A 25,256-nucleotide genomic window follows, 5' to 3' on the forward strand; every position below is an offset into this window, starting at 1 on the left:
TTGGAGTATGAGTTTAGCAAGTTTCTTTGAATCCATTCCGGAGAAACAACGCAATCTACAATTAGGTTTAGAATGCGATAATCCGATGAGTGGTGCATTCCCTCATAAACGGGTTGTTCATGCAGGGCTAAATGGCACCTTAGTTTCGCCAAAGGAAACACAAGCCGTTTGGGATACCTTAATGAATGGCACACCGAAAAAGGGTGAAATGCAATGCGCCTATATTCACATTCCGTTTTGTAAGACTAAATGCACATATTGTGGCTTCTTCCAAAACGGTACGAGTCAAAACGTAGAGGACCAATATATTGATGGTCTTGTTAGCGAGTTAAAACTAGCTAGTGAGCGTCCAAGATTAAAAGATGGATTAATCCACGCCCTATTTATTGGCGGTGGTACACCAACATCGTTATCTCCAGCAAACTCTGAACGATTGCTAAAAGCAATTAAAGAATATTTGCCACTAGCTAACGATTATGAGCTTACCTTAGAAGGCCGTATTCACGATTTGATTCCTGAAAATCTCGATGTTTGGATGGCAAACGGCGTAAACCGCATGTCTATTGGTGTACAATCTTTCAACACAGAAGTTCGTCAAATGGTAGGCCGTCTAGATACGAAAGAAACCGTATTAGAACGGCTGGCTGCGTTGAAAGCCTATGGTCAATGTTCTGTTGTTATCGACTTAATCTATGGTTTGCCTGGTCAAACTATGGAGGTTTGGGAACAAGATCTAGCTGATTTAGTAATCTCTGGCGTAGATGGTGCTGACCTATATCAATTGAACGTATTTGATGGCAGTGATCTTAATAAAGATATTGCAAACGGTAAGGTGCCAGCTGCTGCGACGACAGCTATGCAAGGGGATATGTTCAAATTCGGTCGTAAGTACCTTAATGAGCGTTCCTATCGCCGATTGAGTGCTGCTCACTGGAGTGCTAATAATCGTGAACGTAGCTTGTATAATATCTTGGCTAAAGCGGGCGTGCCTATGTTCCCATTTGGTAGCGGTGCCGGTGGTAATGTGGATGGGTACGGCATGATGTTACATCGTGCATTAAAGCCATACGAAGATATGGTTATTCGCGGTGAAAAACCATTCATGGCTCTTATGAAACAAAGTGAGTTACAACCCGTCGTAAATCAAGTGGTAAGCCAACTTGAACAAGGGTTCCTCAATATTATGAGTTTGGTAACACTAGAGCCAAGACTAGAAGAATTAAACTGGCTCTATAAATTATGGGAAGAACGTGGTCTTGTAGCTTACAATGGGTTACTTTATAAATTGACTGCAGCTGGTGAATTCTGGACGGTAAATCTTACACAAAGTACCTTGGAGGCTGTGGAGTATATCATAACTGGTAAAAACTCCTTCGCTATGGAAGCGGTGGCCGCCCAAGATACGAAAACAACGTCTAAAGATAATCCTAACCAAGAGGTACGTGGTATTGGTCAAGGTAAAGCTAATATTTCCGTACCAACAGATGAAGATTCCGAAGCACAACGCAAGGAAGCCCTTATAGCTAAGGCAAAAGCAGAAATTGCGAAAAGCGGTGCATCTGGTGAGTCAGCAGAGCGAATGGTACAGGCTATGTACAATTTGAGTGCTGATGAAATTGAATATATGATGGAGCGTATGATGTCTTAACCTGTTATAGTACACCTTATATCTAACAACCTTTCTCACACACAACATATACTAAACAAGACAAACTACGTGACATACAGTACATTTTGTAGTACAAAGTAGCCCCAGACGATAGTCTGGGGTTTACTTTTTATAAGGTGAAAGGTATTCTGTAATAAAAGAGCTAGAGTATAATTGTTGTATGAATCGTTGTGGTTTCGGAGTTAGGAGATTAGTATGAGTACATTTCCTCAAAAACATATAGATATTGTTGGCATAGGTGCCAGTACATTAGATCGATTTATCGTCGTCGATCATTATCCTACAGGTCGTGAGGTACAACAAGTCGTATCGTCTACTACAGATGGTGGTGGGCCAGTGGCTACAGCACTAGCGGTAGCAGGAAAATATGGTGCCCGTACCGCTATAATTGATAGCATTGGTGATGACATGGTAGGTCGTCATATATTAGATGACTTTGAAAAATACAATGTTAATACAGAGGCAATTCAAGTTGAACGCGGTGCGAAGAGCGGTGTGGCAACAATCCTCGTAAAACAGAGTACTGGTGAGCGTGCTGTATTTTTTGAACGGTCTACTGCAACTGAGCCTGAGTTTTTAGATACCCATAAGCAGCTGATAGGATCTGCCTATATTCTGCATATCAATGGTCGACATCGCCAACTCATGCGCTCTGCTATGGCCGTTGCAAAAGAGGTAGGCACTATCATTTCTTTAGATGGTGGTGCTCAGCGTTACGATGAAGACATGAAGCCTATTACTGAAGCCAGTCACATCGTTATCGTAGCTCGTGATTATGCTGAAAAATATACGGGCACAACTAATCTAAAAGAGGCTTGTCGTATCATTCATGAACGAGGTGCATGTATTGCAGGTGTTACGGATGGTGCAAATGGTAGTTATTTTGTTTGGCCTGATGGAACATTTTATCGATGTGAACCATTTACTCAATCTACCGTAGTAGATACAACGGGGGCTGGGGATAGCTTTCATGGTGCTTTTCTAGCTAATTTAGTATATACAATTAATCATATGAAGGGGCAAGACACAACTTCGACGACTAAGCATGACCGTGCATCTATACATGCTGTAGAGTTGCTCAAAGCTTGTGCACATTCTGATTTAGAGAAGGCCGCTATTTTTGCATCTGCAGTAGCTTCTTTAAATACACAAGGCATAGGCGGGCGCAGTCCACTACCAACGTTAAAGTCAGTGCAGGAACTAATAGGATAGGACTATAGTTATGTGGAAAAATACTTCAAAAAATCAAGTTCAGCAATATATGCAACAAAATCCTTATCGCCTATTAGCCCTTAGCTTTTTTGCTACCATGACTATAGGGACGATATTACTCATGTTGCCCATATCACATGCTCAAGGCCTTAGTACAACGCTTGTAGATGCAGCTTTTACCGCAGTATCTTGTGTTTCTGTAACTGGATTGTCAACAGTAGATACCTATCATCATTGGTCCTTGTTTGGCAAAATCGTCATGGTAATCCTTATCCAATTAGGTGGTTTAGGGATTGTTTCCTTTACCACTATTATTGCTCTAGTATTAGGGCGACGGGTAGGTCTGAAAAATCGCGTGCTTTTGTCAGAAGATGTAGGGCAAGATGGCATGAAAGGGCTTCTACACATTACGAAGAAGCTAACCATTTATACCTTTTGTGTCGAAATAATTGGGGGTATTATCTATACCATTCAGCTATATCCCTATATTGGTGATGCTGCTTTATATACGGGGATTATGCAATCTATTTCCAGCTTTTGTAATGCAGGATTTATATTCTTTGATAATGATCTACCTTATGCTATGGTGGGCGATGTATTATTTAATATGAATACAATGGCCCTTATTGTAATAGGTGGTTTTGGGTATCTCGCAACTTTTGATATTTGGTCGCATCGCAAGCTACGACGATTTGTAGATTTAAAACTACATACAAAAATAATGTTAGTTGGTACAACGGCGCTCATCCTTTTAGGGACTATTATTTTCTTGGGGGTTGAGTGGGCGAATCCCAAAACGTTTGGTCCTTTACCTATATGGAACAAGATCATGGCATCTCTGTTTCAATCGATTACACCTCGTACAGCGGGGATTGCAACTGTAGATTATAATGATTTACATCCAATTACACTGTTTATTACCATCATTTTTATGTTTATTGGGGCAGGTCCTAACTCTACAGGGGGCGGTGTTAAGATTAGTACTATTGCCGTCGCTTTTCTAGCATCGCGTACATTATTTAATAACCGTTCTGATACAGAGGTTTTTGAACGTCGTATCTCGTTGATTACTGTACTTAAGGCAAATGGGATAATCTTTTTATCTATCCTTTTTGTTTTATTTGCTACTTGTTATTTGGCTTGGGATGAGCCATATGACTTTATTCGACTGCTTTTTGAGGTAACTTCTGCCTTTGGGACCGTAGGTCTTACAACGGGTATTACACCTAATTTATCTGAAAGTAGTAAATGGGTGTTGATGCTTGTTATGTTTACAGGTCGTGTAGGGGTTATGACTGTTATTGGTACTTGGGCGCTAAGAACGGCACCGACTAAACCAATTAGCTATGCAGAAGAGCGTGTATTGTTATAAAAATAGATTAGATTGAATATAAAAGAGGTCATATATGAAACATAAAACGATAGCAGTAATAGGTCTTGGTCAATTTGGTGGCACTGTTGCCAAGATGTTAGCTTCCATGGAGCATGAGGTATTAGGTGTAGATATTGATCCAGAAGTTGTACAGAAAATTTCGCCATTTATAACACATGCTATAGTTGCAGATACAACTGATGAAGAGGCAATCAAAGAATTGGCCCTAAGCCAGTTTGATATGGTTATTGTGGCTATAGGTGGAAATCTTCAAGCTAATTTAATGACAGCTATGCTTCTTAAAGAATTAAATGCACCTAAAATTGTGGCCAAGGCTGAAAATAATATACAAGGCAAAATGCTTCATAAAATAGGTGTAGATCAAGTGATTTACCCTGAATACGATATGGCATTACGCCTCGTACAGTTTTTAACTAGAGACCATGTGATGGATTATTTACAACTATCTAAAAATATTAGTCTCATAGAAATTAAGGTGCCAACATTCTTGGTAGGATCTAATTTAAAGGATTCTAATTTGCGTGAGAAATATAATCTTAATGCAGTAGGCATAAGACGCGGTGAAGATTTAGAAGTTCCACCAAACCCAATTACCATTCTCGGTGAAGATGATAAATTATTAGTAATTGGGAATAATTCTGATTTAGATGCATTAACGGTGTAGTAAGTATACGAAAGAGATATAATTATATCGAAAAAATGTGATACAATAAAAATAGAATTCAGTATAGGCCATACGTATTCGTATGGCCTTTTTAAATAGAAATGAAGGTTAGTATGACAGAAGAACAATACATAACGGCGCTGACCAATAACCCCCATGGAATTCGGAATATTCCAAACCCTACAGAAGCAATGCAACTTACCTGCGTAGCTCAAAATGGCATGTTGTTGCAATACATTAAAGAACCTACCGAAAAGGTTATTGAAACGGCGCTTTCACAATCACCACGAGCCATACAATTCGTGGAACATCCTACAGAAGAACTATTACAGGCCTTGGTGAAAAAAGATTGGGCTGTTTTAGAATATATCGATACCCCATCCGATGCAGTTGTTCAATGTGCACTCAATCAATCTGGGTGGGCTATTCGCTATATTGCAAATCCATCTGAAGCACTGCAGTTAGAAGCTGTAAAGTCTAACTACGATGCTTTGCAATATATTAAGGAGCCTAGTGAAGCCGTACAATTGCAAGCAGTTAAAGAGAATTACTTGGCATTACGTTATATTGATGAGCCTAGCGTAGCCGTATTAGAAGCAGCAGTTAAACAAGATTCTCAAGCGATGCGGCAAATTACAAAGCTTACAAAGGACTTGGCATTGCACCTATTTGGTGTAAGTGCTGCCACACTAGGGTATATACCAAATAATTTAGGTGTCACTGTGGACGAAATTAAATCGATCATCATTAGCGCCATCTCTAGTGATACAGCTGATGAAGACTATATTCGTGAATTGATTAACAACCAAGCTATCGGTGGTCGCCAATCTAAATGGCATATCGACCTATTGTCACTTATAGACGCTTATGGAACTAGGGCTGTTAAGAAAATTGCAGTCAGTGAATATTTGAAGTATTAGAAATGGAGACACAATGAACTTTATAGATACAATGGCAAGTGTAGAATTAGTGCTTGCTGCTAATCAAGTGCCTTTGCTCGTTGGTGAAACGGGCATTGGTAAAACATCTCTTGCGGCACGCGTAGCTACTGTGCATGACTGGGAATTGGTAACCATTGATGGAAATCTTTTAAAAGAAGGTGAAATTGGTGGTTTACCAACTGTAGAATCTGTAACACATACAGATGGTCGTGGTAACACACATTCTGTAAAGACTACAGTGTATGCTGTACATCATACGTTGGAACATGTGGCTCAAGCTGTGGATAAAGGTCGTCAAGTATTACTGTTTATCGATGAAATTAACCGTGCTGAACATGCAGTACAACAGGAGTTAATGAATCTTATCTTGAATCGTGAAATCAATGGCTTCTCTTTAAGTGATCAAGTGCGTATCATCGCCGCTATGAACCCTGAGGATTCTTTTGACTACCAAACTATCGACATGGACCCGGCACAACAAAACCGTTTTGTATGGCTCTATATGAATGCTGATTATATGCAATGGATTGACTGGGCTATAAGTGCTGGTATTGAGGAAAAAGTTATCGAATTCATTTCTTCCTATCCAGAGTATTTAAATCAACGACATGAAGATGATATTGATGCGACACCACGCTCCTTTGAACGCGTATCTGGCCTGTATACGATTTATAAAAACCAAGAAGATTCAGCCTATAGTCGCGATGTATTTATGAATGTTATCCGCGGTAATGTAGGTAAACTCATTGCCGAGGCGTTTGTAAACTTTATCGAGTCAGACCAAGAACCACTTATTACCTTTGATGATGTATTGGTGGCGGTTCAAAAGCCAGGGGCCATTATGTCTATGGCTGAACAGGTTAAAGGTGAAAGTCCAACACGCTTATACGTAGCGGCTAAAAATATGTTGCATCGTTTAAACCGCAATAGCAATGCCGAAGAAGTTCATCACTTCATTGAATTCCTTACATTGTATCCAGGTGATCTACGCGTAGCAGTTATGAAAGACTTGCGTAACACATACGAACGTGTTTTCGCTTATGCCATTGAAGATGACTTGTTCATCGATACCTTCTTTGAAGCACAAAAATAGTTCTGCTCCATAGTTAACTAAATGAAGCTGTCTATATGGATAAAGAAATTTAGCGAATGATTGGGGATACAATAACCAATATATAAAACATGATATACATAAAATCTGATGTTAAACGAAAAAGGAGGTGGAATGATGCAACGAAATTTAGATAAAGATGATATTCGCGACGCCTCTGATTTACTCACTCATATAGACGGGTGGGAGAAAACAGGTTCCTATGATGAGAAGGCCATCGAGGCTCTCGATCGTTGGCATGCAAAACGGGAGCGTATTCATCGTGAAGCAGAGGCCTTGTACACGCAAATCTATGCTGCTTACGAAGCCTATGTAGATAGTTATGAAGCACAACATCATAGCATGGAACCAGAACGCATAGCGGCAGACTTGATGAACCATAATATGTCTGATAGTCATATAGGGACCATAGGACGTGCCTTAGATGAGATACAAATTGAAGGCACCGATTTTGCGATAATGCAACAAGCCGTAATGACACCTGCCTTTGAGCAACGATTATGGAATATTTTACATGATGTAAATAGCTTACTCCTTGAAGAGGACCAATTCTTTGGTTATTTCTATTTACAAATGGCTCATCGTATTCGTTTTGATATGACCAGTGCCTTCGGTATTAACTTAAAACAAGGTGGCTATGTATTATATGTAAATCCTTTTATCTTACTACGCCAGCCACCAGATGTTATGAAAGATGGCATTAAGCGTGAAATTCTTCATATTATTTCTGCACATTTGATGCGCGTAAAAACATTGAGTCAAAGCTTTAATAAAACGGCCGTACATATGGCGATGGATATGGTTGTAAATGACTACTTAGAACATGTTGATCGTGATGCGGTTACTGTAGCCAATGTAAATGAACGTTTTGGATTGATGCTCAAACGATTCCGTACCATTGAGTATTACGCCAAGGCCATCGATAAGGCGATGAAGGAAAAGCCTGAACTCTTTGTACCTGTAGATAATTCTGATACAGCTGTAGCTATGGAGTTTGACTCTCAAACTAGCCATGATATTTGGGATGAATCTGATTCCATTGATACGGATACGATGGACCAAATTACGGAGCGCTATATCAACGAAGCCTCAAAAGGTGATATGGAAGGGTATGTGAAGAGTCTCATCGATACCTTCCAAAAGACGCGTCGTGCTCTTCCGTGGTATTTCTACCTTAAAAAGCTTATGGGCAAGGTAGCAAGTGGGTACAAAAAAACGACGATGCGTCGCAATCGTCGTCAACCTGAGCGCTTGGAGTTGTCTGGTACCTTGCGTCAACATAAAGCTAATGTATGGGTTGCTCTCGATATGAGTGGTAGTATTACCGATGCAGAGTTTACGAACGCCTTAGAACAAGTACTGCAAATTGTACATGCCTATAACCATCGCATCACCGTTGTAGAATGTGATAATGAGGTGCGCCGTACTTATACGATGGAATCAGTAAAAGATGTAAAGCCTCGCCTTGATGTGCGCGGTGCAACAGCTTTCTCGCCAGTATTTTCTTTAGCCAATCAAAACCGTGTGGATTTATTGGTTTACTTCACGGATGGCAAAGGCGAGGAACGATTACGAGAGGCTCCGAAAGGGTATAAGGTTTTATGGGTTCTTACAGGGGAAAATCCTCAACTATCTCTTCATAATCCGTATGGCATGGTTCGTGAACTAGGTTATGTGGGTGTAGATGAAACACAAGATATAGATGAATTTGTACGTATGTCTAGTCGTAGTGGCTTTTCTATGGCTAACCAAGAGGTTTAGGCTGCTTTATAAAGGTGAGCATTGATATATTTTGGTTTAACCTAGAGATGTGTTTATAAAAGCATATAAAAATGACGCAATTCCTTAGAATTGCGTCATTTCTACGTAGATGTTATTTTTTATTTTAGTTATTGAGCTCGATAGAGGAACCTGGATCGATAATGAGGGCTGTTTGATTATATTTGCCTTCAACTAAGCTTGTAAATACACCTGGTTCACGGTCGATAACAGGCCATGTTTTGTAGTGAATTGGAATGGAGATACGCGCTTTTACATAAGAAGCAGCAAGAGCTGCATCTTCAACGCCCATCGTGAAGTTATCACCAATAGGAAGTAAAGCGTAGTCAATATCTCCAAAGCGATTCAATAATTTCATATCGCTAAAGAGTGCTGTATCACCTGCAAAGTATACAATATCTCCATAGAAATCTACGATACAACCTGCTGCATGACCACCAGGGATACCAGCACCGTGGAAGGCTGGAACTATGCGAACAGAACCGAATTCAAAGTCAAATTTACCGCCTAAATGCATAGCGTGTGTACGACAACCAGCAGCTGCTGCTTTACCTGCTACCTCTGCAGTAGAGATAACGAGCGCATCATTTGTTTTAGCAATGAAATCTGTATCGCCATAGTGGTCATCGTGACCATGGCTGACAAAGATATATTGGCATTTGATATCTTCTTTTTTTGCGATATCCCATGTATTACCTGTTAAGAATGGGTCGAAAATCATGGACACATCACCGCGTGTTAGCATAAAGCAAGCATGACCGAAATAAGTTAGTTTTGTTTTCATAGGAACACTTCCTTCCTTATACATATAAATCTTAATTCTATTGTATAATATAACTAATGAAAATAAAACTATTGATGATAATTTATGCATAATTAGTAAGGATATAGTATGGATTTAACACATTTTGATCAAGATGGTAATGCTTGGATGGTGGACGTATCCGATAAGGATATCACATCCCGCACAGCCATCGCAGAAGGATTCATAGCAATCAATGATGTAATTTATGAGCGCATTGCTGGAGGTACTATAAAAAAGGGCGATGTCCTTAGTGTTGCGCAACTAGCTGCTATTATGGGGGCTAAGCAAACGAGCAATCTCATTCCTCTTTGTCATCCATTAGCGCTCACAAAGGTTGAGGTTCACTGCTCTTTAGTAGATGGTGAAAGCCCTGCTTGCACTGATGAAAATCATAACAAGGCCGTCAAGGTACGTGCCATCGTTAAGACTACTGGAAAAACGGGCGTTGAAATGGAGGCCCTTACAGCTGTACAAGTGGGCTTGCTCACCGTATACGATATGTGTAAGGCCATTGATAAAGGCATGATTATGGGACCTACATACCTCGTAGAAAAAGAAGGCGGGAAAAGTGGACATTTTGTGCGTTCCTTTGTAGAATAATATAGATATAAAGAATAGGGGAACGAAAATGGAAATAGTACTTTATGAGCCAGAAATCCCTGGCAATACAGGAAATATAGCGCGTTTATGCGCAGCTAATCACATGACCCTACATCTTATCAAACCACTTGGTTTTTCTATCGACGATAAGCACGTGAAACGAGCTGGTCTCGATTATTGGCATTTGGTAGATGTACAGGTACATGAAAATATTCAAGAGTTGTATGCGAAATATCCTGATCGCAGATATTTCTACGCTACTACAAAAGCAAAGCATACCCACTCCGAGGTAAAGTATGAAATCGGAGATATGCTCGTATTCGGTCCTGAATCAAGAGGCTTGCCTGAAAGCTTATTAGAAGGTGTTGAAGAAACATGTATTCGCATACCAATGGTAGATGAGGCGCGTTCTCTAAACTTATCTAACGCAGTAGCCATTATTGCGTATGAAGCTATGCGCCAACTTGATTATCCAGATCTTAAAGCCGAAGGCAACTGGATTCAACCTAAATAAATATACTTTCACCATTGAGATAGATACAATAAATATGTGTTAGAAATCCTACCCAATCTACATGAGAGGTAGTATTTCGACAGGTGTTGTTAGAGGAGGATATTATGAACTACGATAAAGCTCATGATTTAGCTCACGCTATGCGTGAATCCGAAGAGTACAAAGAGTTAATGGCAGCTCAAGAGGCTTTGAAAGCTGATGCAGTAGCAGCGGCGTTGGTACGCACATTTATGGCACAACAAATGCAATGGGAATACGCAAAGTTGTCTGGTGCACCAGAAGCTGATGAATTGCAAAAGAAACAAGAGGAATTAATGCCTCAAATTCAAGAAAATGCTGCAGCGGCTGCTTATTTACAAGCACAAATGCGTTGGAGCCAAATCTCTAATGATATTTATAAAATCATTAGCGAACCAATCACTGAGGGGATGAAAGTGTTAGATCATGGCGAACAACAACAACCAAAACATTAAGGACTTAAAAGAAGCCTTATTAGAGAAATTACCTAGTACACGTGTACGAGAACAGGAACTGCTTTGTCATCATACGACATTTAAAATTGGTGGTCCTGCTGATTTATTTATTGAACCTACGACGATGGATGAGTTGAGCTTTACGCTACGCAAGATTCACGAATCACAAGTGCCTGTAACTATTATTGGTTGCGGCTCCAATATTTTGGTGAAAGATGGTGGTATTCGCGGTGCTGTCGTATCGGTTCGACATATGACACAAATCATGGATTGCAATGATAATGTATTATGCATTGGTTCTGGTTATATGTTAAAAGATGCTTCTGAATTTGCTTGGGAAAACGGACTATCTGGCCTTGAATTTGCCATTGGTATTCCAGGTACACTTGGTGGTGCTGTATTTATGAATGCAGGTGCTTATGACGGGGAAATGAGCCATGTGGTCACTTCAGTACTAGCTGTAGACTTCGAGGGCAATATTAAGGAGTACGATGCATCTCACTTGGATTTTGGATATCGTCATAGCGTATTCCACGATAACCATGAGGTTATTGGGGAGGTTATTATGACGTTACAACCTGGTGATAAGGATGCTATTAAGGCTCGCATGGATGAGCTCACAGAAAAGCGCGAATCTAAACAACCTTTAGAGTATGCTAGTGCAGGTTCAACCTTTAAGCGCCCACCAGGGTATTTTGCAGGTACTTTGATTGAACAAACAGGTCTTAAAGGGTTATCTGTTGGTGACGCACAAGTATCTCATAAGCATGCTGGTTTTGTTATCAATACTGGCAATGCTAAAGCTAAAGATGTACTTGATCTTATTAAAGAAGTACAAAAACGCGTATATGATCAACATGGTGTACATCTGGAGCCAGAAGTACGTATGATTGGTGAAGATTAATACAAACTAAATATTAATACAAGATTTCTTATGTATCATTACTTTTTCGGGAGAATGGACTCATAAGAAATCTTTTTTTATAGTCTGTAAAAGAGTATGATAACTATATAGTTAATCAATGTTTAGGAGGCGATGATATGAATACTTTATTGGCACGAGAGATTCATGATAAAGCGCTAGCATGTGGCTATGATAGTTGTGGTATAGTGCCTCTTGATGCACTTGATTTTTATAAAGATCGGTTGACGAAGCGTTTAGAAGATGTACCTGAAAGTGAAGATGTATATGCTCATAGTAAAGACTTTCTAGCATTAAAAGATAATTATCCTTGGGCACAATCTATAGTAGTTTGTACCGAGTATTTTGGAAATTATAAGTTTCCTGTTTCGCTGCAGAAGCGATATGCAAAAGGATTACTATTATCTTTAAGTAATATACCTGATGGTGTTGAATTTAAACGGAGACAATCTTTTGAAACATGGTTACAGAGTCAAAATATTCAATATATTGGTGGTGAAACCGCAAAGCCAGCTGGTGTTGTCCCTCTGCGTCCCGCTTCTGTAGCCGCGGGCCTTGGAATTTATAGAAAAAATAATTTCTTTTATGGTCCTAAAGGTTCTAATTATGAATTGGTAGCCTATTTAATAGATAAGTCTTGTGAATATATTCATGATACGGATATTCCTCCGTGCCCAGATTCTTGTAACTTATGTCAGCAAGGTTGTAAGACAAAATCTTTATCTGCACCATTTACGATGAATCCAATGACATGTGTTTCTTTTATCAATACCTTTGGTGATGGGAATATGCCAGAGGGAATAACAGAAGATATGTTGGAAGAGTGGATTATAGGTTGTGATAATTGCCAAGACTCGTGCCCATTTAATAAGAATCATGATTGGAGCATCGGGAAAGACTATCCTGGACTTGATGAATTGGAACCTATACTACAGCCAGAATTTATTTTGAAAGCCTCTGATGAAGAGATTATAGAACAAATGATTCCTAAATTCTGTTTTCATTTAACGAATGAACAAATTCCATTGTTGCGTAAATCTGCTAGGCGGGCTATAGAATACAGAAATAGGTGGCAAAAACAATGATTGGTCTATAAGATGAGTCAAAAGTATAATCAAATGTAGAAATTGCCATGATTAGAAATCCTGTACTTCTTTGACTTTTTTCTATAGACTACGTTATAATTAAGTGTTGCCAATTTTGGGAATATACCTACATAGCTACTTTCACAAGCGCTATGTGATATAGAATATACTGAAAGAATTAAAGGGAGGATCTTATGATTCGCGAAAATCTTCGTAATGTAGCGATTATCGCCCACGTTGACCATGGTAAAACTACTTTGGTGGACGCGTTATTAAAACAAAGCCATGTGTTCCGTGAAAATGAAAAAGTAGCAGAACGCGTAATGGACTCCAACGACTTGGAACGTGAACGCGGTATTACCATTTTGTCTAAAAACACTGCTGTTATGCATGATGGCATTAAAATCAACATCGTTGATACTCCAGGCCATGCTGACTTCGGCGGCGAAGTAGAACGTGTACTTAACATGGTTGACGGCGTATTGCTTCTCGTAGATGCTTACGAAGGTCCAATGCCTCAAACTAAATACGTTTTGCGTAAAGCTTTAGAACAAAAGTTGAAACCAATCGTTGTTATCAACAAAATTGACCGTCCTGACCAACGCGTTAAAGAGGTTGAAGATGAAGTACTTGAATTGTTCATGGAACTTGAAGCTGATGATGACCAACTAGATTTCCCTGTAGTATACGCATCTGCTCGTGCTGGTGTGGCTAAAACTAACTGGGATGACGAAGCTGTAAATATGGAACCATTGTTTGAAACATTGATCGAAGAAATTCCTGCACCACAAGGTGATTTGGAAGGTCCTCTTCAATTCATGGTTACTACACTTGATTACGATAACTTCATCGGTAAAATCGCAGTAGGCCGTATCGTTCGCGGTAAAATGAAACCTAACCAACAAGTAGCTATCATGACTGGTGAAAGCACTCGTAAAGCGAAAATCGGTCGTGTATATACATACAATGGCTTGAACCGTGTTGAAACTGACGAAGCTGAAATGGGTGATATCATTGCGTTCGCTGGTATCGACGATATCAATATCGGCGAAACTGTAGCAGATGCTGAAAATCCTGAAGCATTACCATCCATCTCCATCGACGAACCAACATTGTCCATGGTATTCTCCGTAAACAACTCTCCATTCGCTGGCCGCGAAGGTGAATTCGTTACATCCCGTCACTTACGTGATCGTTTGTTCCGCGAAGTAGAAACTAACGTTTCTATGAAGGTAGAAGAAACTGATTCTGCAGATGCTTTCAAAGTATCTGGCCGTGGCGAATTGCATTTGGCTGTATTAATTGAAACTATGCGTCGTGAAGGCTATGAATTACAAGTAGGTAAACCTCGCGTAATTTTCAAAACTATTAACGACAAATTGTGCGAACCATTAGAAGCATTGACTATCGACGTACCTCAAGAATTCATGGGTACTGTAATGGAAAATCTTGGTCAACGTAAAGCTGAATTGACTAACATGGTTGAGTTAGCTGGTTACCTTCGCATGGAATTCGTAATTCCTGCACGTGGTTTGATCGGTTTCCGTGCACAATTCTTAACAGCTACAAAAGGTAATGGTATTATGAACCATGTATTCCATGGTTATGCACCATACAAAGGCGAAATTCCTTCCCGTACACGCGGTGCCTTGGTAGCATTTGAAAATGGCGAAACTACTCCATATGGCTTGAACTCTGTTCAAGATCGCGGTACATTGTTCGTTGGTCCTAACCAAGACGTGTACGCAGGCCAAGTTATTGGTGAAAACACTCGTGAACTTGATATGGATGTTAACCCATGTAAGAAAAAACACGTTACTAACATGCGTTCTAGCTCCTCTGATGAAGCAGTTCGCTTGACTCCACCTCGTATCTTCTCCTTGGAACAAGCTCTTGAGTGGATTAACGATGACGAACTCGTTGAAGTAACACCTGAAAGTATTCGTATGCGTAAAACAATCCTTGATCGTAACGCACGTGCGAAAGCTGCTAAAAACAAAAAATAATATCCTTAGTGATATAAAACGACGCTCCTATGGGGGCGTCTTTTTTGTTGTCGAAATTATAAAATTTTTATAACATATTCCTATATATTATATCCTTATGAAAAGTTGATGATAATTTTATCATTAATGCTAGATTCGTATACAAATGGTTGTATATACTAACTCTGCATATTAACTAAGTTATAGGGGTATTGGTATATACGAAACGTATGGAAGGCTGTATAATAATATCAAGTTTGTTGAAACAAGTTATTGATTATGGAGGTTCTTATGAATAAGAAAATTCTAGCTTCTTTATTTGCTGTAGGTTTAGCTGCAGGCTGTGTATGCTCTTCTGTTGATGCACATGGTGTGTTCTTCGCTAACCGTACAGATGAAAAAGTACTTGTATTAGGTGAGGGTCCTGTAGATAATGCTTATAGTGCAGATATGGTAAAAAATATTACTGCATATGATGTACAAGGCAAACAAATTCCAGTACAAGTTGTGAAGCATGAAAAAAATATAGCTATTGTTCCACCAGCAGATCTTGGTGTAACTGTAACTAATTTCGATTATGGCTACTGGACTAAGACTAAAGATGGTAAAACAATTCATAAACCAATCACCGAAGTTCCTGGTGCGGTTAAGAGTACACATGCTATCAAATATGATGTTCATTACTGGAATGCACAAGCAAAACCATTTGTAGATAAGAATGCATTTATTCAAATTGTACCTTCTGTTAATCCATTGACATTAAGAAAAGGTGATACCTATGAAATCCAAGTGTTTAAAGATGGTAAACCATATGCGAATGCACCTCTTATCAAAGATTTAGTAAATGATTTAACTGGTGAAGCTAAAGCCGATGAAAATGGTAAAGCTACTGTAGCTGTTACAGCAGATGGCTTAAATGTAGTAGGTGTTGAAGTTGCATTCCCTACACAAACTAAAGGGGAACAAAATAAATACTTTAGTGCATTGTCCTTCCTTATTTCTCCTGAAGAATAATAATTAGTAATTTTAGTACTTACCGAGTGTGTGAGTTAATAGAAGACCTCCTTAGTTGGACTAAGGGGGTCTTTTTATATTTTGAGCAAATAAAAATGTAAATGTGTTCTGTGAGGACGCTTACCTACAAGGTAAGTAAAAGGAGAGATTATTATGAAGTTACATCGCCATTTATCCGCTGTGATGGCTGCTTTAGTTTTAACTGGTATATCTTATTCTGCGATAGCAACAGAAATTACTGTAACAAGCGATAAAGCAGAGGAGTTGCTGGGTTTAACAATGGGGTCACCAGTACAAACGCAACCTGAGGTTAAACACATAGAGGATACATTAACAGTTAATGTACATGGTAAAAGTTTAACAGAGGCTGGTAAAAGTAAGAATGTTACAGGTATTTATAATGGCTTTGGTTCACAACTAACGGTAGATAAAGACCTTATTGTACGATTAAAGAATGATGCACCAGCATCGAAGCGAGAATTAGGTCATTATTATATGAGTGCAGTCTATGCTGGTTATGGCGGTAAGGTACCACGTCTAAGTAAAGATAACCCTGATCGAGACTATGGTGATACTAATATTCATGTGAAAGGTAATGTAGATATCGATGCTATCGGCTCTGGTTTACAAGTCAATCAACGAGGTCATATCCTTGTTGATGGAGGCGGTAAGATTATCACTCATCCTGTAGAAACATCTGATACCTATTCTGTAGTAGCAGAAGAAGGGGATGTATATGTTAATGCAGGCGCTGATGGCAAACATCCAGGCACTCATGACTTGGTTGTTGTTGGTAATGTAGGCTTAATCGATAAGGACTATGGTCGCGATCCAAACCATAATGAAGAACCGACGAATGTAGGTTTAGCTTTCACAACACCAAATTCTAGCCTCACAGGTGCTGTATTAAATGAATATGCTGAAAGCAATAAAAATCCTCATAATTCTGGTGCAGATATTTACTTACAAAATGGTGCTACTTGGAATAATGAGTGGATTGGTATAGAGCGCCCTACACCTAAAAAAGAACGTCCATCAGGGGATAATGCAGCATACCTATACAAGGGCAGTAAGGTTCGTAATTTTGTAGGTGGTGTTAACCCAACTGCAGTAGGTAACATTCATCCTATCGATGCGCGGCCTATAACAATTCAGAACTATAGCGGTTATGTGAATACTATTTATAAATCTGGTGTGCCGGCTAGTGATACAGGAAAAGGGCAAATCATCGTTGAACATGCGGCGGATAATAGCCATATTACAATGCAAGGCGACCATTCCGGTAATACCATCGACGATGCAAGCTACAAAAAGGATATTCAAGCATTAGCTGAGAAATTACAATACACAGGCAATGATAAGAAGCTTAGCACAACAGTTCAAATTAATGAAGGTGTTACTACACCTGGTGCTGTAGCAGACCTAGGGGCAGATCATTTTGATTCTCAAGGTCATCTCGTTGTAGATGATACAACAAAAGTTGTTCGTGCTAGTGAATCATCGCTCGTAGGTGGCACAAAATCTGCCCTTACTTCAACAGTTATGGCGTGGAAAAATAATACTAATAATTTACAACGTCGTTTAGGTGACCTTCGTCTAGCTAATACAGATAAAGGAGTATGGGCTAAATATATAGGTGGTAAATCTAAGATTACAGATGGTGCTGATGCACATATGACATACAATGGCGTACAAGTTGGTTACGACCATAAGGCAACTAATGGTTGGATTTTTGGTGGTGCTATTGATTACAGCACATCTAGCAACTCTTATGCCAACGGCAGTGGCGACGGTAAGCTTGGCGGTATAGCCTTATATGGTACAAAACAACATGAGGATGGTCGGTATATAGATATCATCGCTCGTGGTAATAGATTATCCAACGACTATAGCCTTAACTCAATTAGTGGCCAACGTTTGAATGGTAACTACCATACATTTGGTACATCCTTGAGTGCTGAATATGGCAAACGTATTAAAAAACAAAATGGTTTCTATATCGACCCTAGTGTAGAATTTATTCTAGGGCGTTTAAATGGTGTATCCTATGATGCAACTATTGCAGGCGGCGGATCCATGCATGTGAAATCTGATGCTGTAAACTCTGCGGTAGGTAGACTTGGTATTGGTATTGGTAAAGAAACAGAAAAATCTAATATCTTTGCAAAACTAGCACTAGCTCATGAATTCTCTGGTAAGGTAAATACTACATATTCTGCACCAGGTAATCCAACAGTACAAACAACTGTAGATTTAAAGGATACATGGCTTGATGCGGAAATCGGCGGTTCTTGGAGCGTTCGTCCTAGTACATATCTATATGGTACATTCACTAAAAACTTTGGTGCTACTATAGATAATACATGGCGTATCGATGCAGGCGTTAGACATAACTTTTAATTAAATATATGAAAACTCTGTAGTAGCTTGAATTGAGTTGCTACAGAGTTTTTTTGTAAAAGTGTTTATGTGAATTATTCTTTATCGGCAAATAGACAATATTAACTGGCTTGCTGTGATAGGCAGACTTTAACAATTTTGTATTTCTATGATAGTATATAGAGGCTAGTTAATATGTAACTTCTTAAGTAAGAGTTAGGAGGATATAATATGAAAGTTTTAATCGTAAATGGTAGTAGTCATGTGAATGGCACAACAATGCAAGCTATAAAAGAAGTACAAAAGGTCTTTACTGAGGCAAATGTAGATACTGAAGTCATTCAACTTGGTAATAAGCCGATTCGAGATTGTATTCAATGCGGTTATTGTTTTGAACATGGTGAATGTGTATTTAAGGATGATGATGTAAATGCCTTTGTAGAAAAAGCGAAGGATGCAGATGGCTTTATCTTTGCAACACCTGTATATTATGCACATCCGAGTGGACGTATTTTATCCTTTTTAGATCGCGTATTCTTTAGTGCAGAAAGTGTAAAGCCAAATCCATTTGCCTTTAAACCAGGTGCATCTATCGCCGTAGCTCGTCGCGGTGGTACAACGGCTTCCTTTGATGTACTTAATAAATACTTTGGTATTTCTCAAATGCCAATTGCAGGCTCTACATATTGGAATATTAGCCATGGTCTAGTAGCCGAAGATGCTAAGCAAGATGAAGAAGGTATGCAAACAATGCGCAACTTGGCTAGAAATATGGTTTGGATGATGCGTAGCTTTGCTGTAGCTAAGGAACAAGGTGTACCATATCCAGATACAGAGAAAAACGTATCTACGAACTTTGTACGTTAATACCTTAGCGCTTGGTTAGGTACTATAGGAGTTATGATGGTTAAAATTTTATTCATTTGTCATGGTAATATTTGTCGTTCAACGATGGCTGAGTTTTATATGAGGCATATCGTTGCGAAAGCTGGACTTAGCGATTCTATTTACGTTGAGTCTGCCGCCACATCTCGTGAGGAGATAGGAAACGACACCCATTATGGGACTAAGCAAAAACTAGATGAAATGGGTATTCCTTATACTCGTCGTAAGGCTCGTCAAGTAACTGTTGATGACTATCACAACTTCGATTACCTCATTATTATGGATGAAAATAATGGACGTAATTTAAAACGAATTATTGGTGATGATTTAGATTCTAAGGTATTCAAGGCCATGTCTTTTGTTGGTGAAAGCCGAGATGTAAAGGATCCTTGGTATACGGGAAATTTTGATGAAACCTATGATGATGTCAGTCGTAGCTGTGATGCTCTATTAGCGTTGATTAAAGAAAAAATATAAATATAAAGACCTTACTATTAGATGATGTAGCAATAGTGATTGAGTTTAACTATAGTTATTCCAATCTTGAATTGATTTAATAGTAAGGTCTTTTCTATATACAGACTATCTTGCTTTATACTTTATACTATCGAACCATAACGTAATATGGTATAATTTTTAGGTATTCATGCGCCTATAGCTCAGGGGATAGAGCGCCGGTCTCCGGAACCGGGTGCGCAGGTTCGATTCCTGCTAGGCGCACCAAATAAAAGGCTTCTCGAAATTTCGAGAAGCCTTTTTATGTGTCTTTATTCTTTAGGTTGATGTATAGTTCAGAAAATTATATGTTAGCATCTATATTTAGTACAACGAATTCCTCGTGCTTGAAATTCATTCATCAGTAAGTCTATTGATTTATCAATGATTTCTTCATTAGTTATATATACCATCTTTTTGTAATAGACAGTACCATCAAATTCTATCCAACGGCTTGTTTTACCATTTAGTTTACAAATTTGCATTCTGCCGGCCCAGCTACCCATACTACGGAATTGTTTTCCTTTAGAAAAACGTACCTCACGAATATCGCTTAATTTAAATGTTCTTCTTACTAAGCCAATGCCTATAGAGACTTGATCATCCTTAAAGTAAAGAAGTTTATAACGCTCTCCAGGAGGCATAGATCTGATTATAGATAAGTTATAAGTAGCAAAAACTACAGCAATAGCGATCAATAGAAACATAAGGATTATCATATATTTTCCCATACTTTCAAAGCCTCCTTTTCTTTATTATAATAAATATAAATAATATATGAAACAGCTATATTAACTCTAGTAATAGGAGAGAAACGAATGGAAATACATGCACGAACTACTAAATGGAGTAAGGGTGTATATGTTGATTCCCACCATTGCTGTGTTTTTCGGGATTAAAAAGCCTTTACTCAAGAGGGAAACAAGAAAATTGTTAGAGAAGAAATTAGGGTCTACGTGAAGCTTTCATTACTGGATCTGAACAGCTACGAAGTAATGAGCATATTGTTGATATAAATGATTTAGAAAACCTCTACTCCAATGAGTGGAGGTTTTTTTATGGTGATATATAGGGGATGTGGTACAGCTAAAAGCTCCATATAGGATTTTATATTTGATAGTATTGAAATAGCGTGTAAATGTGATTTGAGTAACACATTTTATTTTGAGAATGATGTACAATAAAAATGTCCTTATGAAAATCTGAACATCCTAGCTGGAACACTAGGCATATAGGACGTGATGAATAACATATAAATTATCTAATTAAGATTAATAAAGTACTAAATTGTATCATTGAATAGTTTTGATGTAGTGATACAGAGGAGATAGAATGACAAATAGAATACAAGAACTCACCGTCGACGAAACTTGGCGTAATGAGCAAGATGCGTGGAATAATCGATCTAATTACTTTGTAGAAATGCACAATCGGGACGATCGTAAGGCGCAGGTTACAGAGTTTTTATCCTTCTTGAAGGATGAAAATCTTTTGCCCCCTAAAGACGGTTGTACCCTTGATATTGGCTGTGGTGTATGTGACTATGCATTAGGATTGGCTCGTGAAGGCTATAAGGCAACAGGTATAGATTTATCTGATGGTATGATTCGTGGTGCTAAACAATTAGCAGAGGCAGAAGGTTTAGATCTTAGCTTGTATATTGCACCGTGGTCTGATGAAACTCGCCGTGAACTAAAATGGGATAAAACCTTTGATTTAACATATAGTATTTTTTGCCCTATCATGTTTGATGTAGAAAACATTCGCGCCATGCATGAATCAAGTAAGGACAAATGCTTGTGGATCGCTTTTAGTGAACGCAGTGATGAAACGGTAGATATGTTATCTGAACATTTCTTTGGTCGCGATTCATTTCCTTGGGATGGTAAGATGAAAGCATGTTTAGATGTTATCCATGAAATAGGACATAATGTAAAAGTGACTTATAAAACAGTGCCTGAAACAGAGGTTATGAGCCTTGATAAAGCGGTTAATTACTTTGCTATGCGACTTCATAATAATACATGGGGCGATATAGAAGATATGAAAGTAGAAATTAGGAATCTCATTGAACCATTAGCCATTAATGGAGAAATCCATAATAAAACAGTTGATAAAGTGGCATGGGTATCATGGTCTGTGAAATAGGAGGGTAGTATGACAGTTGATGAAAAACGTAAGTTAGAACTAAAAACTATGTACCAAATTATTGGCATCTATTGTCATAATAAGCACCATACTCCTAAGGGGCAGCTATGTGAGGCTTGCGAGCAGGTTTGGGAATATGCGGAGCATCGCATTGATGCATGTCCTCATATGGAAAGTAAAACATTCTGTAGTGTATGTAAAACCCATTGCTATGCACCTAATTATCGTGAAAAAATCCGTGAAATTATGCGTTATGGTGGACCAAGGATGTTACTGGTATCGCCGATCCAAGTCATTAGACATATGTATCTTGAATGGAAAGACAAAAAAAGAGGCTAGCCATGCTAGCCTCTTTTTAATGGTTTTATCACGTTTTCATGTAATAATCTTATGCGATTGCTTTGTCCAATACAGCTTTGATTAATGCTTTTGTTTGGTCATAGCTTTCACCAGGTTGAGCCTCATATTGTTTGTCGAGGTCGAACCATAAGTTTGGATAGTACTCATAAGGGTGAGTTTTGAAGAGCTCATGAGCGTCTTGATCTTCAACCCAGTTGATATGAATGTCTGCATATGCAGGGTTTTCTGCAACAAGTTCATCGATAGCACGGAATGCATTTGCACAATAAGGGCAACCGTTTAAGTGGAAACCTAAGATTTCTTTCATGGTTTTACAGTCCTTTCCAGACAAAATTAATATATATTTCTATAATTTGAGATTTATTACATACTCATGTACCACAACATGTGGTACACTACTGAGTATAACACATCTATATAAGATATTCAATTTTTTGGATATATCGAATGAGAATATTGAGAATGCGATATGCATTTTTTACATAGTTAAGGAGGCACCTATGATTTCAGGCGCAGCATATGTGGTGAAGGCCCTTCAAGAGGAGCAGGTAGATATACTATTCAACTATCCTGGGGCAGCAACCATTGATATCATGGATGAATTATATAAACAAGATAAGGTAAAAGTAATTTTGCCACGTCATGAGCAAGCATTGGCTCATGCAGCAGATGGTTATGCTCGCAGTACAGGTAAAGTAGGGGTGTGCATGGTAACCTCTGGACCAGGTGCGACAAACCTTGTGACAGGTATTGCTACAGCATACGCTGATAGTGTTCCTCTTGTTTGTATTACAGGTCAAGTAGACTTAGGCCTCATGGGCAATGACGCATTCCAAGAGGTGGATACGGTTGGTATTGTGCGCAATATCTGTAAATATGCTATTACCGTTCGTGATCGTAAAGAGCTAGGGCGTATTTTGAAAGAAGCCTTTTATATTGCCCGTACTGGTCGTCCTGGTCCTGTAGTGGTGGATGTTCCTAAAAACATTCAAAAGGCTATGGGCTCTGATGAGTATCCTACAGAGGTTAATATTCGTGGCTATAAACCAAATACAACAGTTCACGTAGGACAAGTAAAAAAAGCATGCTCTATTATCAGCAAGGCTAAAAGACCACTATTCTTATTAGGCGGTGGCGTTAGCATTAGTGGTGCTAACGACCTCATGATGAAGCTAGTAGAAAAAACAGGCATTCCTGCTGTAACTACATTGATGGGGAAAGGTGCTATCGATAGTCGACATCCTTTATATCTCGGCAATATTGGTATTCATGGTGGCTATGCACCGAATGTGGCACTCACTGATTGTGATGTAATGATTTCTATTGGTACACGCTTTAATGATCGTATTACAGGCAAATTAAGTACCTTTGCACAAAATTGTAAGATTATCCATATTGATGTGGATGCCGCATCTATTTCTAAAAATATTAAGGTAGATATTCCAATCGTAGCAGATGCTAAATTAGCTATTGAAAAATTATTGGAATATATTGAACCTCATGATCTTGGTGAATGGCCTTTGCAATTACAACAACTTAAGGCTGAGCGCCCTGTTACACAAGCTGGTGAAGAGGGCTTAACACCTCAAATTATTATTGATTATATTAATAACCACTATGCACGACCTATTGTTGCTACCGATGTAGGACAAAATCAATTGTGGACTACTCAGTTCCTTGAAATTAAAGGACAACACCAAATGTTGACATCTGGTGGCCTTGGTACGATGGGCTATGGGTTTCCAGCAGCGTTAGGGGCTCAAATTGGCAACCCTGATAAACGAGTGTTTGCTATCTGTGGTGATGGTGGCGTACAAATGAATATCCAAGAATTTGCCACAGCTATGCATTATCGTTTGCCAGTAACGCTCATCATTTTGAATAATGGCTTCCTTGGTAATGTACGCCAATGGCAACAATTGTTCTACGATAAACGATATGCTTGTACTAATTTATTGATGGATGAAAGCTCTATTGTGACACGTGATATGATCGATAATGATGAGTTTGAATACGTTCCAAACTTTGTACAATTGGCAGAAGCTTATGGTGCAAAGGCAATGCGCATTACTAAGGTAGAGGATATCGAAAAAGGGTTCCAATTGGCAGATACTTTCAAAGATGGTCCTACATTACTTGAGTTCATCATTCCAACGGAGCTCAATGTATTGCCAATGGTACCAGCTGGCAAATCTTTAAGCGATATGTTATTAAAGGATAAAAAATAGGAGGGGCTATGGAATTACATATGGAAAAACGCTGTATTTCAGCGTATGTAGAAAACCAAATCGGCGTATTGGCTAAAATTTCAGGCCTCTTCGCAGGTAAAAATTATAACCTTGATACATTGACTGTAGGAGAGACAGAAGATCATACCATGTCTCGTATGACCATTGAGCTCACATGCGACGATTTGACATACGAACAAATTATTAAACAGCTTAATCGCAGTGTAGAGGTGATTAAGGTTATCGACTTTACGGATATGCCGATTACAAAAAAAGAACTATTGTTTATTAAGGTCAACAGCTGCAAAGAAGCAGATAAACAAGAAATCTTCCGCATCGCTCAAACCTTTGACTTGTTGGTAGTCGATTATAACCGCAAATCCGTTCTCGTACAATGTGTAAAAACAGTATCTAAAAATAATGACATGATTGCTCTATTTAAAGATATGTTTGTTAATCGTATTGAAGTTGTACGCGGTGGTAGTGTTGCTATCGAAGCACTATCTACACCTGATAGATAAGTTTTAACTCTAATTATTCTAAATCTATTGCTGGAGGATAATGATCTAAGCCTGGTAGTGATTTAGAATGGGT

Annotated in this window: 24 protein-coding genes and 1 tRNA gene; 22 read left to right on the forward strand and 3 right to left on the reverse strand. The window is 38.8% G+C overall.

Annotation, left to right across the window (positions count from 1 at the left end; genetic code table 11):
* The first annotated feature begins 7 nt into the window (after positions 1–7).
* From hutW to VEIT17_RS02465, 7 genes are all read left to right on the forward strand, one after another.
* The gene (gene hutW, locus VEIT17_RS02435) at positions 8–1,648 is read left to right on the forward strand and encodes a heme anaerobic degradation radical SAM methyltransferase ChuW/HutW (protein ID WP_178884606.1); all 1,641 of its coding nucleotides are present in this window, start codon (positions 8–10) and stop codon (positions 1,646–1,648) included.
* A 216-nt stretch (positions 1,649–1,864) separates the two neighbouring features.
* Positions 1,865–2,881, forward strand: coding sequence for a carbohydrate kinase family protein (locus VEIT17_RS02440; RefSeq protein ID WP_178884608.1), 1,017 nt, complete (start codon positions 1,865–1,867; stop codon positions 2,879–2,881).
* Between the two features lie 10 nt (positions 2,882–2,891).
* The gene (locus VEIT17_RS02445; protein ID WP_178884610.1) at positions 2,892–4,253 is read left to right on the forward strand and encodes a TrkH family potassium uptake protein; all 1,362 of its coding nucleotides are present in this window, start codon (positions 2,892–2,894) and stop codon (positions 4,251–4,253) included.
* 34 nt (positions 4,254–4,287) lie between these two features.
* A complete protein-coding gene (locus VEIT17_RS02450; RefSeq protein ID WP_005385754.1) occupies positions 4,288–4,938 on the forward strand; it encodes a potassium channel family protein in 651 nt (216 codons plus the stop codon).
* 113 nt (positions 4,939–5,051) lie between these two features.
* The gene (locus tag VEIT17_RS02455; protein ID WP_039969021.1) at positions 5,052–5,858 is read left to right on the forward strand and encodes a hypothetical protein; all 807 of its coding nucleotides are present in this window, start codon (positions 5,052–5,054) and stop codon (positions 5,856–5,858) included.
* Positions 5,859–5,871: 13 nt separating this feature from the next.
* Positions 5,872–6,972, forward strand: a complete 1,101-nt coding sequence (locus tag VEIT17_RS02460; protein ID WP_005385758.1) for an AAA family ATPase — start codon at positions 5,872–5,874, stop codon at positions 6,970–6,972.
* Positions 6,973–7,107: 135 nt separating this feature from the next.
* Complete coding sequence (locus VEIT17_RS02465; protein ID WP_039969024.1) at positions 7,108–8,751, forward strand: vWA domain-containing protein; 1,644 nt, start codon at positions 7,108–7,110, stop codon at positions 8,749–8,751.
* Between the two features lie 124 nt (positions 8,752–8,875).
* Here VEIT17_RS02465 and VEIT17_RS02470 read toward each other — a convergent pair whose 3' ends face one another.
* Entirely contained in the window at positions 8,876–9,553 is a 678-nt protein-coding gene (locus VEIT17_RS02470) for a metal-dependent hydrolase (RefSeq protein WP_039969026.1), read from the reverse strand.
* Positions 9,554–9,661: 108 nt separating this feature from the next.
* Here VEIT17_RS02470 and moaC point away from each other — a divergent pair, with 108 nt between their 5' ends.
* The 11 genes from moaC (at position 9,662) to VEIT17_RS02525 (ending at position 20,154) form a co-directional block, all read left to right on the forward strand.
* Positions 9,662–10,174 (forward strand): cyclic pyranopterin monophosphate synthase MoaC, encoded by a 513-nt coding sequence (gene moaC, locus VEIT17_RS02475; protein ID WP_005385765.1) that lies wholly within the window; start codon positions 9,662–9,664, stop codon positions 10,172–10,174.
* 28 nt (positions 10,175–10,202) lie between these two features.
* The gene (trmL, locus tag VEIT17_RS02480) at positions 10,203–10,688 is read left to right on the forward strand and encodes a tRNA (uridine(34)/cytosine(34)/5-carboxymethylaminomethyluridine(34)-2'-O)-methyltransferase TrmL (RefSeq protein ID WP_005385766.1); all 486 of its coding nucleotides are present in this window, start codon (positions 10,203–10,205) and stop codon (positions 10,686–10,688) included.
* Between the two features lie 104 nt (positions 10,689–10,792).
* A complete protein-coding gene (locus VEIT17_RS02485; RefSeq protein ID WP_060924059.1) occupies positions 10,793–11,161 on the forward strand; it encodes a YlbF/YmcA family competence regulator in 369 nt (122 codons plus the stop codon).
* Entirely contained in the window at positions 11,133–12,065 is a 933-nt protein-coding gene (gene murB, locus VEIT17_RS02490) for a UDP-N-acetylmuramate dehydrogenase (protein ID WP_178884611.1), read from the forward strand. Before VEIT17_RS02485 ends, murB begins: the two co-directional genes overlap by 29 nt.
* Positions 12,066–12,202: 137 nt before the next feature.
* Positions 12,203–13,168 carry an epoxyqueuosine reductase gene (locus VEIT17_RS02495; protein WP_178884613.1) on the forward strand — a complete coding sequence of 322 codons (966 nt, stop codon included), beginning with the start codon at positions 12,203–12,205 and terminating at the stop codon, positions 13,166–13,168.
* A gap of 194 nt (positions 13,169–13,362) precedes the next feature.
* Complete coding sequence (typA, locus tag VEIT17_RS02500; protein WP_005385769.1) at positions 13,363–15,174, forward strand: translational GTPase TypA; 1,812 nt, start codon at positions 13,363–13,365, stop codon at positions 15,172–15,174.
* Between the two features lie 270 nt (positions 15,175–15,444).
* The gene (locus VEIT17_RS02505; protein WP_039969029.1) at positions 15,445–16,167 is read left to right on the forward strand and encodes a DUF4198 domain-containing protein; all 723 of its coding nucleotides are present in this window, start codon (positions 15,445–15,447) and stop codon (positions 16,165–16,167) included.
* Positions 16,168–16,320: 153 nt separating this feature from the next.
* Complete coding sequence (locus VEIT17_RS02510; protein WP_005385771.1) at positions 16,321–18,567, forward strand: autotransporter family protein; 2,247 nt, start codon at positions 16,321–16,323, stop codon at positions 18,565–18,567.
* Between the two features lie 210 nt (positions 18,568–18,777).
* The gene (locus VEIT17_RS02515) at positions 18,778–19,413 is read left to right on the forward strand and encodes a flavodoxin family protein (protein WP_005385772.1); all 636 of its coding nucleotides are present in this window, start codon (positions 18,778–18,780) and stop codon (positions 19,411–19,413) included.
* A gap of 36 nt (positions 19,414–19,449) precedes the next feature.
* Positions 19,450–19,908, forward strand: a complete 459-nt coding sequence (locus tag VEIT17_RS02520; RefSeq protein ID WP_039969030.1) for a low molecular weight protein-tyrosine-phosphatase — start codon at positions 19,450–19,452, stop codon at positions 19,906–19,908.
* Between the two features lie 171 nt (positions 19,909–20,079).
* Positions 20,080–20,154 (forward strand) — tRNA-Arg (locus tag VEIT17_RS02525).
* Between the two features lie 83 nt (positions 20,155–20,237).
* Here VEIT17_RS02525 and VEIT17_RS02530 read toward each other — a convergent pair.
* A complete protein-coding gene (locus tag VEIT17_RS02530; protein WP_178884615.1) occupies positions 20,238–20,657 on the reverse strand; it encodes a hypothetical protein in 420 nt (139 codons plus the stop codon).
* A 601-nt stretch (positions 20,658–21,258) separates the two neighbouring features.
* Between VEIT17_RS02530 and VEIT17_RS02535 the strand changes: the two genes are divergently transcribed.
* Both VEIT17_RS02535 and VEIT17_RS02540 read left to right on the forward strand, forming a co-directional pair.
* Positions 21,259–22,074 carry a class I SAM-dependent methyltransferase gene (locus tag VEIT17_RS02535; protein ID WP_005385776.1) on the forward strand — a complete coding sequence of 272 codons (816 nt, stop codon included), beginning with the start codon at positions 21,259–21,261 and terminating at the stop codon, positions 22,072–22,074.
* A gap of 9 nt (positions 22,075–22,083) precedes the next feature.
* Positions 22,084–22,413 carry a nitrous oxide-stimulated promoter family protein gene (locus tag VEIT17_RS02540; RefSeq protein ID WP_005385779.1) on the forward strand — a complete coding sequence of 110 codons (330 nt, stop codon included), beginning with the start codon at positions 22,084–22,086 and terminating at the stop codon, positions 22,411–22,413.
* A 49-nt stretch (positions 22,414–22,462) separates the two neighbouring features.
* Here VEIT17_RS02540 and VEIT17_RS02545 read toward each other — a convergent pair whose 3' ends face one another.
* Positions 22,463–22,741: a hypothetical protein gene (locus VEIT17_RS02545; protein WP_005385785.1), complete on the reverse strand. Its 279-nt coding sequence runs from the start codon at positions 22,739–22,741 to the stop codon at positions 22,463–22,465.
* Between the two features lie 193 nt (positions 22,742–22,934).
* Between VEIT17_RS02545 and ilvB the strand changes: the two genes are divergently transcribed.
* Both ilvB and ilvN read left to right on the forward strand, forming a co-directional pair.
* Positions 22,935–24,662: a biosynthetic-type acetolactate synthase large subunit gene (ilvB, locus tag VEIT17_RS02550; RefSeq protein ID WP_178884617.1), complete on the forward strand. Its 1,728-nt coding sequence runs from the start codon at positions 22,935–22,937 to the stop codon at positions 24,660–24,662.
* Positions 24,663–24,670: 8 nt separating this feature from the next.
* On the forward strand, positions 24,671–25,183 hold the full coding sequence (gene ilvN / locus VEIT17_RS02555) for an acetolactate synthase small subunit (RefSeq protein ID WP_156719064.1): 513 nt from the start codon (positions 24,671–24,673) through the stop codon (positions 25,181–25,183).
* The last annotated feature ends 73 nt before the right edge of the window (positions 25,184–25,256 follow it).

The organism is Veillonella nakazawae, assembly GCF_013393365.1.
In the GTDB taxonomy this organism is placed as follows: domain Bacteria; phylum Bacillota; class Negativicutes; order Veillonellales; family Veillonellaceae; genus Veillonella; species Veillonella nakazawae.

Bases quoted from the DNA above. Each gene is read 5' to 3' on its own strand.
- VEIT17_RS02445 (WP_178884610.1), top strand. From the start codon at position 2,892: ATGTGGAAAAATACTTCAAAAAATCAAGTTCAGCAATATATGCAACAA.
- trmL (WP_005385766.1), top strand. From the start codon at position 10,203: ATGGAAATAGTACTTTATGAGCCAGAAATCCCTGGCAATACAGGAAAT.
- VEIT17_RS02485 (WP_060924059.1), top strand. From the start codon at position 10,793: ATGAACTACGATAAAGCTCATGATTTAGCTCACGCTATGCGTGAATCC.
- VEIT17_RS02505 (WP_039969029.1), top strand. From the start codon at position 15,445: ATGAATAAGAAAATTCTAGCTTCTTTATTTGCTGTAGGTTTAGCTGCA.
- VEIT17_RS02535 (WP_005385776.1), top strand. From the start codon at position 21,259: ATGACAAATAGAATACAAGAACTCACCGTCGACGAAACTTGGCGTAAT.
- VEIT17_RS02545 (WP_005385785.1), bottom strand. From the start codon at position 22,741: ATGAAAGAAATCTTAGGTTTCCACTTAAACGGTTGCCCTTATTGTGCA.
- VEIT17_RS02515 (WP_005385772.1), top strand. From the start codon at position 18,778: ATGAAAGTTTTAATCGTAAATGGTAGTAGTCATGTGAATGGCACAACA.
- ilvN (WP_156719064.1), top strand. From the start codon at position 24,671: ATGGAATTACATATGGAAAAACGCTGTATTTCAGCGTATGTAGAAAAC.
- VEIT17_RS02530 (WP_178884615.1), bottom strand. From the start codon at position 20,657: ATGGGAAAATATATGATAATCCTTATGTTTCTATTGATCGCTATTGCT.
- VEIT17_RS02455 (WP_039969021.1), top strand. From the start codon at position 5,052: ATGACAGAAGAACAATACATAACGGCGCTGACCAATAACCCCCATGGA.
- VEIT17_RS02540 (WP_005385779.1), top strand. From the start codon at position 22,084: ATGACAGTTGATGAAAAACGTAAGTTAGAACTAAAAACTATGTACCAA.
- VEIT17_RS02470 (WP_039969026.1), bottom strand. From the start codon at position 9,553: ATGAAAACAAAACTAACTTATTTCGGTCATGCTTGCTTTATGCTAACA.
- ilvB (WP_178884617.1), top strand. From the start codon at position 22,935: ATGATTTCAGGCGCAGCATATGTGGTGAAGGCCCTTCAAGAGGAGCAG.
- VEIT17_RS02440 (WP_178884608.1), top strand. From the start codon at position 1,865: ATGAGTACATTTCCTCAAAAACATATAGATATTGTTGGCATAGGTGCC.
- VEIT17_RS02460 (WP_005385758.1), top strand. From the start codon at position 5,872: ATGAACTTTATAGATACAATGGCAAGTGTAGAATTAGTGCTTGCTGCT.
- typA (WP_005385769.1), top strand. From the start codon at position 13,363: ATGATTCGCGAAAATCTTCGTAATGTAGCGATTATCGCCCACGTTGAC.
- murB (WP_178884611.1), top strand. From the start codon at position 11,133: ATGGCGAACAACAACAACCAAAACATTAAGGACTTAAAAGAAGCCTTA.
- VEIT17_RS02520 (WP_039969030.1), top strand. From the start codon at position 19,450: ATGGTTAAAATTTTATTCATTTGTCATGGTAATATTTGTCGTTCAACG.
- VEIT17_RS02495 (WP_178884613.1), top strand. From the start codon at position 12,203: ATGAATACTTTATTGGCACGAGAGATTCATGATAAAGCGCTAGCATGT.
- VEIT17_RS02510 (WP_005385771.1), top strand. From the start codon at position 16,321: ATGAAGTTACATCGCCATTTATCCGCTGTGATGGCTGCTTTAGTTTTA.
- VEIT17_RS02450 (WP_005385754.1), top strand. From the start codon at position 4,288: ATGAAACATAAAACGATAGCAGTAATAGGTCTTGGTCAATTTGGTGGC.
- moaC (WP_005385765.1), top strand. From the start codon at position 9,662: ATGGATTTAACACATTTTGATCAAGATGGTAATGCTTGGATGGTGGAC.
- hutW (WP_178884606.1), top strand. From the start codon at position 8: ATGAGTTTAGCAAGTTTCTTTGAATCCATTCCGGAGAAACAACGCAAT.
- VEIT17_RS02465 (WP_039969024.1), top strand. From the start codon at position 7,108: ATGCAACGAAATTTAGATAAAGATGATATTCGCGACGCCTCTGATTTA.